Origin of the sequence: Hydrogenophaga sp., from assembly GCF_041633695.1 — a bacterium.
Taxonomy (GTDB): Bacteria; Pseudomonadota; Gammaproteobacteria; order Burkholderiales; family Burkholderiaceae_C; genus Hydrogenophaga.
Map to the genome: position 1 here is coordinate 1 of NZ_JBFJMY010000091.1, position 12,331 is coordinate 12,331.

The window sequence follows — 12,331 nt, forward strand, 5'->3', positions numbered from 1 at the left end:
ACGAGCTCTGGGTCTGCGAGCACCCGCCCGTGTTCACCCAGGGGCTGGCGGGCCGCGAAGACCATCTGCTGGCGCCTGGCGATATTCCGGTGGTGCAGACCAACCGGGGCGGTCAGGTCACGTACCACGGCCCGGGGCAGGTGGTCGCGTACCCGCTGATCGACTTGCAGCGCGCGGGCTATTTCGTCAAGGAATACGTCTACCGCATCGAAGAAGCGGTGATCCGCAGCTTGGCGCATTTTGGAGTGACCGGCCACCGTGTGGCAGGTGCGCCAGGCATTTATGTGCGCCTGGACGACCCCGCCAGCCACGCCTTGCTGCCCCAGCGCCCGCAGAAGATGCAGCCCGGCGCCAAGACGCCCGAACCCGACTTTGAAGGCCTGGGCAAGATCGCGGCACTGGGCATCAAAGTGAGCCGCCACTGCACCTACCACGGTGTGGCGCTGAACGTGTCCATGGACCTGCAACCCTTCGAGCGCATCAACCCCTGCGGCTACTCTGGTTTGAAAACCGTGGACCTTTCTACAATCGGGGTAGCGGTTTCATGGGACGAAGCGGCAGCGGCGCTCGGCCAACGGCTGAACGCACTGCTGGCCCCCTGAATCCAGACCCCTGTTTCCCCGTTCGGGCCGGGCCTGTCTTTAGCCTCCGACAAAACGGACACCACATGAGCACATCCAGCACGCCCGACGCACCCAGCCCCGCCCTCACGGTGCGGGATGCGCAGCCCGCCGCCACTTACGACGCCACGCAAAAGCAAAAGAGCCAGGCCAAGACCGCGCGCATCCCGATCAAGATCGTGCCGGCCGAAGTGCTGAAAAAGCCCGAATGGATCCGCGTGAAAGCGGGCTCCCCGACGACGCGCTTCTACGAGATCAAGGACATTCTGCGCAGCAACAAACTGGTGACGGTGTGCGAAGAAGCGAGCTGCCCCAACATCGGTGAATGTTTCGGCAAGGGCACGGCCACCTTCATGATCATGGGCGACAAGTGCACCCGGCGCTGCCCGTTCTGCGACGTGGGCCATGGCCGCCCCGACCCGTTGGACGTGGACGAACCGCTCAACCTGGCCAAGACCATCGCCCAGCTGAAGCTGAAATACGTGGTCATCACCAGCGTGGACCGCGACGATCTGCGCGACGGCGGTGCCGGTCATTTTGTGGACTGCATCCGCCAGACCCGCGCGCTCTCGCCACACACGCAGATCGAGGTGCTGGTGCCCGACTTCCGCGGCCGCGACGACCGCGCGCTGGAGATTCTGAAAGCCGCGCCGCCCGACGTGATGAACCACAACCTCGAAACCATCCCGCGCCTGTACAAAGAAGCGCGCCCCGGTTCGGACTACCAGTTCAGCCTCAACCTGCTGAAAAAATTCAAGGCCTTGTTCCCGCACGTGCCGACCAAGAGCGGCCTGATGGTGGGTCTGGGCGAGACCGACGACGAGATTCTGGACGTGATGCGCGACATGCGCGCGCACAACATCGAGATGCTCACCCTGGGCCAGTACCTCGCCCCCAGCGGTCACCACCTGCCGGTGCGCCGCTATGTGCACCCCGACACCTTCAAGATGTTCGAAGCCAAGGCCTACGAGATGGGCTTTTCCCACGCCGCCGTGGGCGCCATGGTGCGCAGCTCGTACCACGCGGACGAGCAAGCCCATTTGGCGATGAGCGCGACGGCCGCTGCAACGGCCAGCAACCCCGTCTGAAACCATGACCGAGGGCGCCCCGTCGCTGTCGGTGCGCTGCTATGGTGCCGCGCACGGCAGCCATGCCCACCCGCACGCACAGATTCTGATCGGCCTCGACGGCTGGCTGGACCTGGAGGTGGCGGGCCGCGGCCAGCGCATCGCCCCGGGCCAGGCTTGCTTGGTGGCGGCTGGCGAACGGCACGACTTTGAAGCCCGCCAGGGGGCGCGCTGCCTGGTACTGGACACACAGGACCCCGCCTGGGCGGGTGTGTGCACAGAACCGGCCCGCCCTGCGGCGCTTCAGGCGCTCGCCCAATACCTGGCCGCTGCCACCGATGCACCGCTAGCCCAACTCTGGGGACCGTCGCTGCTGCGCGAGGTCTGGGCGCCAGTGGCCACATCCACCACCCAGCGGCGGCGCATCGACTGGCTGGCGCTGGGCCACTGGGCGCAAGGCCAATGGCAAGCACCGCTGCAAGTGGCCGACCTCGCCGCCCAGGTCCACCTGAGCCCGTCGCAGTTGGCGGCACGGGCCCGCGAAGAACTGGGCCTGAGCGCCTTGCAATGGTTGCGCCAACTGCGGCTGCTGCAGGCGCAAAAACTGCGACAACAAGGTCTGTCGGTGGCAGAGACGGCCCGACGCACCGGCTACCGTTCGCCCTCTGCGCTGACCGCTGCGCTCAAACGCGAACGTTTCAACCAGCGGTAGCAGGCAAGACCGTCGTTGCGCGACGACCGACCCCTGTTGCGCGACGATGGGCGCGCTACGCTGGGGTCCATGCGATCCAGCCACCCCCATCCATCCAACACCCACCGCACCCCCGGAGCTCATGGCGCAAGCACGAGCGCCAACCTGTTGGCCCTGGGCGCCATCGCGCTGTGGGCGAGCCTGGCCGCCTTGGGCGTGCAGCTGTCGCACATACCGCCGTTTTTTCTCACCGGCTGCGCGCTCCTGGTCGGTGGCCTGATCGCTTTGCCGCTCTCGCGCTTTGACCTGCGCCGGTGGCGGGTACCGCCCCGCACGCTCGCGGTCGGTGTCTACGGCTTGTTCGGATTTCACTTGCTGTTGTTCCTGGCCTTGCGCCACGCACCACCGGTACAGGCCAATCTGGTCAACTACCTCTGGCCGTTGGGCATCGTGGTGATGGCACCGTTGTTTCTGCCGGGCGTGTCGCTCACCGCGCGCCACGTGGTGGCCGCCTTGCTCGGATTTGCCGGCGCGGCCTTGGCCATACTGGGTGGGCGGGCCGGTGGCATTTCCGGTGCACCGCTTTGGGCCTGGGGCTACATCCCCGCTTTGGCTTCGGCCTTCATCTGGGCCAGTTATTCGCTGCTCACCAAGCGCCTGCCCGCCTTTCCCACCGCCGCCATCGGCAGCTTCTGCTTGGTCTCGGGACTGCTCTCGTTGCTCTGCCATTGGTGGCTGGAGCCCGCCGTGTCGCTGTCCGTGCGCGATCTCGGGCTCATCGCTTTGCTGGGCCTGGGACCGCTGGGCGGCGCGTTCTTCCTCTGGGACGCGGCCCTCAAGCGTGGCGACGCGCGTCAGATCGGTGTGCTGAGTTTTCTCACGCCTTTGCTGTCCACCCTGGTCCTGCTGTGGGTGCGCGGTGAAACGCCCACCGCATCGGTGGGTCTGGCGGCGGCCCTGATCGTGGGCGCAGCGGTGTTGGCCACGCGCAAGCGCTGACCCAAGCTCAGCCGCAGTCTTTCGCAACAACCGAAGGGGCTGCGGCTTCGTACAGCTCCAGCGGCAAACCATCGGGGTCGGCGAAAAACACGAAGCGCCGACCGGTGTAGGTATCCAAGCGCACCGGCTCCAGCACCACACCCCGCGCCTCCAGTTCGCGCTGGGCCAGCACCACGTCTTGCACCTCAAACGCCAGATGCCGCAGACCTTGCGCTTCAGGGTAGGAAGGCCTGGGCGGTGCGTCCGGAAAAGAAAACAGCTCGATTTGTGAACCATCGGGCAAGGCCAGGTCCAGCTTGTACGAGCGGCGCTCGGCGCGGTAATGCTCGGCGATCACCCGCAGCCCCAGTACCTCGGTGTAGAACCGTTTGGAGCGCCCGTAGTCCGAGCAGATGATGGCAGCGTGGTGGATGCGCAACAACATGGAAGACGAAGCGCTAGCGCTGGGTGCGACGGCGGTCAATCCGCCATCAAAGCCGCAGGGTCTTCGGCGATCAGCACACTTTGCGCCCAGGTCTGCAGGCGGCTGGTGTCGCAGCGCAAGATTTGCTGCTTGACCGCCAGAATCTGCGACGGATGCATGGAGAAGCTGCGCAGCCCCAGACCGATGAGCAAGCGGGTCATGGCCACGTCACCCGCCATCTCGCCACACACGCTCACGCCCTTGCCCAATGCGCGGCACTGGCTGATGGTGCTGGCCAGCAAGTGCAGCACGGCCGGGTGCACCGGATCGTACAAATGGGCCACGGCCTCGTCGGCCCGGTCGATCGCCAAGGTGTACTGGATCAAGTCGTTGGTGCCCACCGACAAAAAGTCGAAGTGGCGCAAAAACAGCGGAATGGTGAGCGCTGCCGCCGGTATCTCAATCATCGCGCCCAGGCGCACCGGCCCGAATTCGGCACCGCTGGCCAGCAGCTGTTCGCGCGCACGCTCCACCAAAGCCAGCGTCTGGCGGATTTCGCTGGCGTGAGCCAGCATCGGAATCAGCAGGTTGATCGGCCCATGCGCGGCGGCACGCAGAATGGCACGCAACTGCACCAGGAACATGGCCGGCTCGGCCAGGCTCCAGCGAATGGCGCGCAGACCCAACGAAGGGTTGAGACCTTCTTCACCGGAGCGCCCGGCAGAACGGTCCAACGGTTTGTCGGCGCCCACGTCCACCGTGCGGATGGTCACCGGCAAGCCCTGCATGCCCTCCACCGCCTGGCTGTAGGCCCGGTACTGCTCTTCTTCGTCGGGCAGCTTGCCTTCGCGCCCCATGAACAAAAATTCGGAGCGGAACAGGCCCACGCCCACCGCGCCGGCCTTGAGCGCGCCAGCGGTGTCTTCGGGTTGTTCGATATTGGCCAGCAGTTCGATCTTCTGCCCGTCCAGCGTGACGGCGGGCGTGTTCTTCAGGCGCGAGAGCCGCTCGCGCTCGACCTCGCCCTGGCGTTGTTTGAAGCCGTATTCGGCCAGCAGAATGGGCGAGGGGTCGACCACCACCACACCGGCTTCGCCGTCGATGATCACCCAGTCGTCCTGCTGCACAAGGTGGCTGGCCGAGCGCGCACCCACCACGGCCGGAATGTCCATGCTGCGCGCGACGATGGCGGTGTGGCTGGTCTTGCCACCCACGTCGGTGACGAAGCCCGCAAACACACTTTGCTTGAACTGCAGCATGTCGGCGGGTGAGAGATCGTGTGCCACCAGCACCAGCGGTACTGCCGCCTCCGCATCGGGGTCCACGCCCTCCGAGCCCTTCGCGCCGTCGACCAGGGGCGTGGGCACCGGTGCGGCCACCGCCGACGCCACGCCGCGCATGAAGCGCAGCATGCGCTCGACCACTTGCTCTAGATCCGCCTTGCGCTCGCGCAGGTACGGGTCTTCCATCTCGTCGAACTGGCGCGCGATCACCTCCAATTGCGCGGTGAGCGCCCATTCGGCGTTGTAGTGGCGCTCCACGATCCAGTGCTTGACGCCACCGATCAGCTGCTCGTCTTGCAACAGCATCAGGTGCACGTCCAGCAACGCCGTGAGTTCGGGGTGGGCATCGTTGGGGCCCGCCTCGTGCAAGCTGTTCTGTACCCGCAGGATTTCCTCGACCACGGCATTGCGCGCCTGGCGCAAGCGCTCGATCTCATCCTCCGTCTGCTCGGCCTTGACAAAATAGTGGGCCACGTCAACCCGGCTCGACGCCACGATGATGGCCCGGCCGATGGCAATGCCGCGGGAGACCGCGAGACCGTGGACGGTGAAGCTCAAGTTATATGTCTCCCACGTTTGTCGCTGCGCGTGAGGCGCTACGCCCCAGGGAAGTGAAGGCTGCCTGTGTACTCGGGCTCTGGCTCATTCGCCCTCGCCAAATTTGTCGTGGATGAGCGCCAGCAGCGCATCCATCGTGGCCTGCTCGTCGGGACCGCTGGTTTCGATTTCCACCACGCTGCCCAGGCCCGCCGCCAGCATCATGACGCCCATGATGCTTTTGGCGTTGATGCGGCGATCGTCGCGCGTCATCCACACTTCGCAGGCGCTGCTGCCGGCGATTTTGGTGAGCTTAGCCGAAGCGCGTGCATGCAGTCCCAGCTTATTGCTGATGGTCACGGAGTTCTTGATCATTGCGGGCTCTTCTGGCCTGGTTCTGGGGAGCGGTGACCGCCACCTGGATGACGCCTTGCGTGGCGCCAATCATGGCGCGCGAAATCAAGGCCTCCAGCGATTCGTGGCGGTAGGAAACGGTGCGCAGCAACATGGGCAGATTGACGCCGGCGATCAGCTTGGAGTGCACGCCATCGATCAATTTTTGTGCCACGTTGCACGGGGTGGCACCGAACATGTCGGTGACCACCAAGGTCTGGGGCATGCCCGACTGGCGCATGAGGATGCGCGCCTGGGCCAGGGTTTCCTCGGGCGGCATATTGGGCATCACGTCGAGCGCCTGGACCGCGTCTCCGCAGTCGGGGAACACGTGCAGCACACACTGGCGCAAGGCAGAAGCCAGCGGCGCATGCGCAATGATGAAAATACCGTTCATAGCGCGAGTTTAGTCCCCCGGACTGCGCCGCAACCAGCCATGGGCGCCCAAAAATGCCAGATATGCACGCATGGGCGCCGTGCAACCAACACGCGCGCAGGGCCAGCCCAAAGGTGCACGGCGGGTAACGGGTGCAAGGGCGTCATGGCAGACGCAAACCTTCAAAAAACGGGGTCACGGCGTCAACGGGAAGACGTGCCCCATAGACGGCGACCTGGTAAATCTGGTGGCCGCGCGCGAAATACAAGGCCCGGGTATGCACACCCTGCCCCTGGTGGTCCACCCCCTGGGCATCGGTCTCCAGTACCGCGTCCGCGCCTTTCACCGCCAGCGCGGGTTCGGACGAGAGGGACTTGGTACCCGTGGACTCGGCGCGGATGCTGCGCAAGCTGGCCAGCTGCCAAGCCGCCAGGGCTTGCGGCGCGCGTGCCGCGTCATCCAGATCGGCCCAGGCCAAGGCAAAACGCACAGCCCCTGCTTCGCAACTGTGCATGTGCAAGACCACCTGCGTGCCGCCCATGGGCACGCTGCGATCGGCCTGCTCCGGTTTGCAGGGCATGAGCGCCTGCAAGAGCGCGCCGTCCTGGCGCCATTCGCGCCAGTTGTAGGTCGGGCTGCAAGCGCCCAGTGTGCACAGGGCGGCCAGACACGCCAGCACCGCAGCGGCTCGGGCGGGCAAAACGGGGCGCTGGCCCCCTGCCCCAGGTAAGTCGCTCAACCCGGTCCCCTTCTTTCGGATGTGATCGCCGGCGGCTTGGAATCGCGCACAATCGGCCCATGAACGCTTTGGATGGTATCCGTATTCTCGATCTCTCCCGCGTGCTGGCGGGCCCCTGGTGCACCCAGACCCTGGCCGATCTCGGCGCCGACGTGATCAAGGTGGAGCGCCCGACCGGGCCGCGCCACCCCGGTGGCGACGACACCCGCGGCTGGGGACCGCCCTTCCTGCGTTCGCGCGACGGCTCCGACACCGCAGAAGCCGCCTATTACTTGGGCGCGAACCGCAACAAACGCTCCATCACCTGCGACATCGCCCAGGCCGAAGGGCAGGACTTGATCCGCGAGCTGGTGCAGCACTGCGACATCTTTGTCGAGAACTACAAGGTCGGCGACATGGCCCGCTACGGGCTGGACTTCGCCACGTTGCAAAAGCTGAATCCCAAGCTGGTGTACTGCTCCATCACCGGCTTTGGCCAGACCGGCCCCTACAAGGAGCGCGCCGGTTACGACTACGCGATCCAGGGCATGGGCGGCCTGATGAGCGTGACCGGCGAACGCGACGATCTGCCCGGCGGCGGGCCGCAAAAAGTGGGCGTGGCCGTGGCCGACCTGTTCACCGGCATGTACGCCACCACCGCCATTCTGGCCGCGCTGCGCCACGCCGAACGCACCGGTGAAGGACAGCACGTGGACATGGCCCTGCTGGACACGCAGGTCGCGATGCTGGCCAACCTCGGCGCCAACTACCTGGTGCGCGGGCGCGACGACGGCAAAGTACCGCACCGCGCCGGCAACGCCCACGTCAACATCGTGCCCTACCAGGTGTTTGAAGTGGCACCCGACGCCCAGGGTCAGCTCCAATACATCATTCTGGCCGTGGGCAACGACAGCCAGTTCGTCAAATTCTGCCAAGTGGCGGGCTGCCCCGAATTGGCCGCCGACCCGCGTTTTGCACAGAACCAGAACCGCGTGCGCCACCGTGCCGAACTGGTACCCCAGCTCGAAGCCATCATGAAGACGCGCAACAAGAGCGACTGGCTGGCGACGCTGGAAAGCGCCAAGGTGCCGGGTGGTCCGATCAACAACCTGGCCGAAGTGTTTGCCGACGAACATGTGCTTGCGCGCGGCATGGTGCAGAGCTGGGAGCACCCGCTGGCCGACAACATGCAGCTCGTGGCGAGCCCGATCAAGCTCAGCGCCACACCGGTGCGAACCGATCTGCCGCCGCCACTACTGGGTCAGCACACCGAAGAAATCCTGCGCGAAACCCTGAAATATTCACCCGAACGCTTGTCGGAACTGCGGCAGCGCGGTATTGTTTAAGCAATTGCTTATATTCAATCGACTGCCATGACCACCACCAACCCGGACACCGTTGCTCCTGTCCGAAGCGCCCCGGCGGCCTTGCCCAGTCCGAGCTCCTTGCGGGCGGTGGCACAAACCGCGGCCAGCCGCGGCGAACCCCTGGTGGTGATGACCACCCTGGCGGGTTGTCCGTTCTGTGAAATCGTGCGCAACAACTACCTGGCGCCCTTGCGCCGCGCCGGCACGGTGCACGCAGTTCAACTCGACATCCGTGACCGCAGCAGCACTTTGCAGGGCTTTGCGGGCGAGATCAGCAATCCGGCAGACATGGTGGAACGCTGGAAAGCGCGCTTCGCGCCCACGGTGCTGTTTTTTGGACCCGATGGGCGCGAACTCGCCGAGCGGCTGGTGGGCGTGGCGGTGCCCGACTTTTTTGGCGCCTACCTGGACAACCGACTCGAAGAAGCGCGCCAGAAACTCAGGTGAGTGCAAGTGAGTACCTGCACCTGCTGAACGCCTTTCGGCGTTGTTGTTCTACTTCAGCGCACCAAATACCTTGCGGATGATGGCGCTGCCGGTACCCACCGGGTCTTGGCGGATCTTGCGCTCTTCTTCGCCAATGATGGTGTAGAGCCCGTCCAGCGTCTTGCCGGTCACATAGCCCTGGATATTGGCTTCGTCCTTGCCGATCAGGCCCAGGTTGGCCGCCTTGCCGGCCACCCGGTTGTATTTGTCGGCCAAGCCCACCTTGGCGGTCGCCTTTGTCACCACCGGCAAGAATTTTTCACCCAACGGGCTGCGGGTTTTTTCCGCGAAAAAGGTGGTGACCGAGTTGTCGCCACCGCTGAGGATGTTCTTGGCATCGCTCACCGACATGCTTTTCACCGCCCCTACCAGCAGGTCGCGCCCCATGGGCACAGCGGTCTCGGCGGCGCGGTTCATGCTGGTCACGAGTTCGTCGATGCGCTTGCCCTGACCGGTGAACTTCAGCAGCTTGGCGGCGTCCTCCAGATAGCCGGGCAGCGGGATCTTGACCTTGGGGTTGCCCAGAAAGCCGTCCGGCCGGCCCAGCAAGCCCACGGCCGCCAAGGCGCCTTGCTGCAAAGCAGCCTTCAAACCCGAACTGGCATCGCCTTCGGTCAGATCGCCCAGCGAGAGCGCCCAGGCCTGTTGCTGGGCGGCGAAAATCAACAGTGCGGTCGCGCTGGCGACGGACTGGTTAAACTGGCGACGTTGCATGGTGAACTCCTTGAGTTGTTGTGTATCCAAATTTCAGTGACCGCGCCACCGAACGCCCCAAACGCGGGCTTGGTCTTGAACAATGTATGCCCGTGCCGAACAAATGACAATGACACCGACCACCCAGCCCGCCACACGGCGCGGCATTCTGACGCTGCTGGCAGCCATCGGCACCGCCGGGCTGTTGGCACTGGGCGGGTGCACCGCCCGCGAAGAAGCGCCACTGTCCACCTTTGTGCTGCTCGACGGCGCCAAGACCACCACATCCGACCTTAAAGGCAAAGTCACCTTGGTCAACTTCTGGGCCACGACCTGCGTGTCGTGCGTCAAAGAAATGCCGTCGATTGTGGCAACCTACAACAAATTCAAGGACCGGGACTTCGAAACCGTGGCCGTTGCCATGAGTTACGACCCGCCATCGTGGGTGCTCAACTTCGCGCAAACCCGGCAATTGCCTTTTAAAGTGGCACTGGACAACACCGGCGACATCGCACAAGCCTGGGGCGATGTGAAGCTCACCCCGACCACCTTTTTGCTCGACCGCGAAGGCCGCATCGTCAAACGTTTTGTGGGTGAACCCGATTTTCCCGCCCTGCACGAGCTGATCGAAAAACTGCTGGCCCAGAGCTGAGCAGCCCGGGCTTGCGCCTCCGCTTCAAAAAAAAGCCTGCGTATCTGCAGGCTTTTTTCAATCAACGGGTTGCTACAAGCGCCGCTCACTCCTTGCGGTAGTTGTCGTGGCACGACTTGCACGTCTGCCCCACCGCACCGAACGCGGTCTTCACACTGTCCAAATTCCCGGTCTTGGCCGCTGCCGCCAACTTGGCGACCTCCGCTTGGAACTTGTCCGCCGACTCTTTGAACTGGGCCTGCTCGGTCCAGATTTCCGGCAGGGCGCGGGTCTCGCCCTTGTCCGTACCCGCTGCAAAGGCGGGCCAAGGCAGTTTGCTCATGGTCTCCACAAGCGCTGCGTTGTCGGCCACCGCTTTGGCGTCAAAGGGCACGCGACCGTTGGCCATGGCCCCGATGCGCCCAAAGTGCGCACCCATGACGGTCATGGCACCTTTGCGGTACTTCACAGCGTCTTCTGGCTTCTGGAACTGCGCCAGCGCCGGCACAGACAAGGTTGCAATTGCGGTAGCCAGCGAGAGAGTAGCAAGGACGTTCATGAAAACTCCTGTTGTAACGGGTAGGGGTTGGTGCAGTCGAAAAACCACACCCAGCAGATTAGCCGATGATTCCAAAGTTCCATGCAACCAAGCAACACAAAGCGACGCCAATCCCCTTTCTGGCTGGCTACACTCGCATCCAAGGCACTTTTCACGACACCCACCACAGCACCATGCACACCGTACGCGTCTGGGACCTACCCACCCGATTGTTCCACTGGGCCCTCGTCACCGCCGTCGTGGCGCAGGTCGTGACCGGCAATTTGGGCGGCAATTGGATGAACTGGCACTTCCGGACGGGCTATGCGGTGCTCACTTTGCTGCTCTTTCGGCTGGTTTGGGGTTTCCTGGGTGGGCACTGGTCGCGCTTTGGCTCGTTTTTACCCAGCCCCCGCACTTTGCTCGACTACCTCCGTGGGCGCGCTCGCCCGGAACACCAGGTCGGCCACAGCCCGCTGGGCGCCTTGTCGGTGGCGGCCTTGCTTTTGCTGCTGCTGGCGCAGGCGGGCAGCGGTCTTTTCAGCGACGACGAAATTGCCTTCTTTGGGCCACTCACCCACCTGGTTTCGGGCGATACGGTCGGCCTGGCCACCTGGTACCACAAGAACCTGGGCAAAGCCATCCTGATCGTCTTGATCGCCTTGCATCTGCTCGCCATCGCTTACTACAAGCTGTTCAAGAAGCGCGCGCTGGTTGCCTCCATGTGGCATGGCGACAAGACCCTGGCAGCTGCGGCGCGCCCGGCCCGCGACGACGCCCGCTCCCGGCTGCTGGCGTTGGTCGTGCTGCTCGTGTGCGCCGCCGTGGTGTACCAGGTGGTGAGCCTCGGATCCCAGGCTTGACCGCTCAGGACGCCTCCCTGCGTCCGAATTCAAATGCTGTCGTATAGTGATGCCACCCGCATTCTGACGTCGACCCCGGAAGACGCACACCCGACCACATGCCCGAGTTAGAACCCGCCGACACCGTTTTGCGGCCGGCGCGCTTCCCTGAAGATCTGCAAATCACCCGCGAACTGCTGCTCGATTACCAAGCATCCCTGGGAATCGACCTGTGCTTCCAGAACTTTGAAGCCGAGCTTCAAGGCCTGCCCGGTGAGTACGAAGAACCCCAGGGCACCCTGTTGCTGGCCTTCGTCGATGGGGCGCCTGCGGGTTGCTGTGCGCTACGCGCCCTGCACGGCTCCGACCACCTCAATGCATGTGAAATGAAGCGCCTGTTTGTCCGGCGCGCCTTCCGCAGCTTTGGTCTTGGGCGGCAGTTGGTCGAACACATTCTGCTGGCCGGCCGACAAGCTGGCTACACCTCGATGCTGCTCGATACCTTGAGCGATATGGAAGCCGCCCGTGCGCTGTACCAGGAAGCGGGGTTCTACGAGGTGGAGCCGTACTACCACAACCCCTTGCCGGGGGCTCACTACCTGAAAGCCGACCTCTAGGAGCCTGCGCGGCAGAAGAGGCGTCGGCTGCAAATCGCCCGCAGCGGTCCATTTTTCACCGTCTTTTTGC

General features: G+C 64.3%; 16 protein-coding genes. 9 read left to right on the plus strand and 7 right to left on the minus strand.

Annotated features, from left to right (window positions below):
- From lipB to ABYB95_RS07900, 4 genes are all read left to right on the plus strand, one after another.
- The coding region (lipB, locus tag ABYB95_RS07885; RefSeq protein ID WP_372657926.1) for a lipoyl(octanoyl) transferase LipB at positions 1-602 on the plus strand (602 nt) is incomplete at its 5' end.
- Positions 603-667: 65 nt separating this feature from the next.
- A complete protein-coding gene (gene lipA / locus ABYB95_RS07890) occupies positions 668-1,708 on the plus strand; it encodes a lipoyl synthase (RefSeq protein ID WP_372657927.1) in 1,041 nt (346 codons plus the stop codon).
- Positions 1,709-1,712: 4 nt separating this feature from the next.
- Complete coding sequence (locus ABYB95_RS07895) at positions 1,713-2,399, plus strand: helix-turn-helix domain-containing protein (protein WP_372657928.1); 687 nt, start codon at positions 1,713-1,715, stop codon at positions 2,397-2,399.
- Positions 2,400-2,468: 69 nt separating this feature from the next.
- Positions 2,469-3,377 carry a DMT family transporter gene (locus ABYB95_RS07900; protein ID WP_372657929.1) on the plus strand — a complete coding sequence of 303 codons (909 nt, stop codon included), beginning with the start codon at positions 2,469-2,471 and terminating at the stop codon, positions 3,375-3,377.
- 7 nt (positions 3,378-3,384) lie between these two features.
- On the opposite strand, the gene ABYB95_RS07905 is transcribed toward ABYB95_RS07900, so the two are convergent.
- From ABYB95_RS07905 to ABYB95_RS07925, 5 genes are all read right to left on the minus strand, one after another.
- Positions 3,385-3,801, minus strand: coding sequence for a VOC family protein (locus ABYB95_RS07905; RefSeq protein ID WP_372657930.1), 417 nt, complete (start codon positions 3,799-3,801; stop codon positions 3,385-3,387).
- Positions 3,802-3,836: 35 nt separating this feature from the next.
- Positions 3,837-5,621, minus strand: a complete 1,785-nt coding sequence (gene ptsP / locus ABYB95_RS07910; protein WP_372657931.1) for a phosphoenolpyruvate--protein phosphotransferase — start codon at positions 5,619-5,621, stop codon at positions 3,837-3,839.
- Positions 5,622-5,705: 84 nt separating this feature from the next.
- Entirely contained in the window at positions 5,706-5,975 is a 270-nt protein-coding gene (locus tag ABYB95_RS07915; RefSeq protein ID WP_372657932.1) for an HPr family phosphocarrier protein, read from the minus strand.
- Entirely contained in the window at positions 5,944-6,390 is a 447-nt protein-coding gene (locus ABYB95_RS07920; protein WP_372657933.1) for a PTS sugar transporter subunit IIA, read from the minus strand. The genes ABYB95_RS07915 and ABYB95_RS07920 overlap by 32 nt, the downstream gene beginning before the upstream one ends.
- A 142-nt stretch (positions 6,391-6,532) precedes the next feature.
- Positions 6,533-7,069, minus strand: a complete 537-nt coding sequence (locus ABYB95_RS07925) for a hypothetical protein (RefSeq protein ID WP_372657934.1) — start codon at positions 7,067-7,069, stop codon at positions 6,533-6,535.
- A gap of 98 nt (positions 7,070-7,167) precedes the next feature.
- Between ABYB95_RS07925 and ABYB95_RS07930 the strand changes: the two genes are divergently transcribed.
- Complete coding sequence (locus ABYB95_RS07930) at positions 7,168-8,433, plus strand: CaiB/BaiF CoA transferase family protein (RefSeq protein ID WP_372657935.1); 1,266 nt, start codon at positions 7,168-7,170, stop codon at positions 8,431-8,433.
- Positions 8,434-8,460: 27 nt separating this feature from the next.
- Positions 8,461-8,901 carry a hypothetical protein gene (locus ABYB95_RS07935; protein WP_372657936.1) on the plus strand — a complete coding sequence of 147 codons (441 nt, stop codon included), beginning with the start codon at positions 8,461-8,463 and terminating at the stop codon, positions 8,899-8,901.
- 48 nt (positions 8,902-8,949) lie between these two features.
- Here the strand turns inward: ABYB95_RS07935 and ABYB95_RS07940 are convergent, their stop codons facing one another.
- Positions 8,950-9,654, minus strand: a complete 705-nt coding sequence (locus ABYB95_RS07940) for a DUF4197 domain-containing protein (protein WP_372657937.1) — start codon at positions 9,652-9,654, stop codon at positions 8,950-8,952.
- Positions 9,655-9,763: 109 nt separating this feature from the next.
- Between ABYB95_RS07940 and ABYB95_RS07945 the strand changes: the two genes are divergently transcribed.
- Positions 9,764-10,285, plus strand: coding sequence for a TlpA family protein disulfide reductase (locus ABYB95_RS07945; protein ID WP_372657938.1), 522 nt, complete (start codon positions 9,764-9,766; stop codon positions 10,283-10,285).
- An 85-nt stretch (positions 10,286-10,370) separates the two neighbouring features.
- Here the strand turns inward: ABYB95_RS07945 and ABYB95_RS07950 are convergent, their stop codons facing one another.
- Entirely contained in the window at positions 10,371-10,823 is a 453-nt protein-coding gene (locus ABYB95_RS07950) for a cytochrome c (protein WP_372657939.1), read from the minus strand.
- Positions 10,824-10,996: 173 nt separating this feature from the next.
- On the opposite strand from ABYB95_RS07950, the gene ABYB95_RS07955 reads away from it, so the two are divergent.
- Both ABYB95_RS07955 and ABYB95_RS07960 read left to right on the plus strand, forming a co-directional pair.
- Positions 10,997-11,665, plus strand: coding sequence for a cytochrome b/b6 domain-containing protein (locus ABYB95_RS07955; protein WP_372657940.1), 669 nt, complete (start codon positions 10,997-10,999; stop codon positions 11,663-11,665).
- Between the two features lie 98 nt (positions 11,666-11,763).
- On the plus strand, positions 11,764-12,261 hold the full coding sequence (locus tag ABYB95_RS07960) for a GNAT family N-acetyltransferase (RefSeq protein ID WP_372657941.1): 498 nt from the start codon (positions 11,764-11,766) through the stop codon (positions 12,259-12,261).
- Positions 12,262-12,331: the final 70 nt, after the last annotated feature.

Excerpts from the sequence above, each read along its gene's own strand:
- ABYB95_RS07895 (WP_372657928.1), top strand. The coding sequence starts at position 1,713 with ATGACCGAGGGCGCCCCGTCGCTGTCGGTGCGCTGCTATGGTGCCGCG.
- ABYB95_RS07930 (WP_372657935.1), top strand. The coding sequence starts at position 7,168 with ATGAACGCTTTGGATGGTATCCGTATTCTCGATCTCTCCCGCGTGCTG.
- ABYB95_RS07900 (WP_372657929.1), top strand. The coding sequence starts at position 2,469 with ATGCGATCCAGCCACCCCCATCCATCCAACACCCACCGCACCCCCGGA.
- ABYB95_RS07960 (WP_372657941.1), top strand. The coding sequence starts at position 11,764 with ATGCCCGAGTTAGAACCCGCCGACACCGTTTTGCGGCCGGCGCGCTTC.
- ABYB95_RS07935 (WP_372657936.1), top strand. The coding sequence starts at position 8,461 with ATGACCACCACCAACCCGGACACCGTTGCTCCTGTCCGAAGCGCCCCG.
- lipA (WP_372657927.1), top strand. The coding sequence starts at position 668 with ATGAGCACATCCAGCACGCCCGACGCACCCAGCCCCGCCCTCACGGTG.
- ABYB95_RS07950 (WP_372657939.1), bottom strand. The coding sequence starts at position 10,823 with ATGAACGTCCTTGCTACTCTCTCGCTGGCTACCGCAATTGCAACCTTG.
- ABYB95_RS07905 (WP_372657930.1), bottom strand. The coding sequence starts at position 3,801 with ATGTTGTTGCGCATCCACCACGCTGCCATCATCTGCTCGGACTACGGG.
- ABYB95_RS07920 (WP_372657933.1), bottom strand. The coding sequence starts at position 6,390 with ATGAACGGTATTTTCATCATTGCGCATGCGCCGCTGGCTTCTGCCTTG.
- ABYB95_RS07955 (WP_372657940.1), top strand. The coding sequence starts at position 10,997 with ATGCACACCGTACGCGTCTGGGACCTACCCACCCGATTGTTCCACTGG.
- ABYB95_RS07945 (WP_372657938.1), top strand. The coding sequence starts at position 9,764 with ATGACACCGACCACCCAGCCCGCCACACGGCGCGGCATTCTGACGCTG.
- ABYB95_RS07915 (WP_372657932.1), bottom strand. The coding sequence starts at position 5,975 with ATGATCAAGAACTCCGTGACCATCAGCAATAAGCTGGGACTGCATGCA.
- ABYB95_RS07940 (WP_372657937.1), bottom strand. The coding sequence starts at position 9,654 with ATGCAACGTCGCCAGTTTAACCAGTCCGTCGCCAGCGCGACCGCACTG.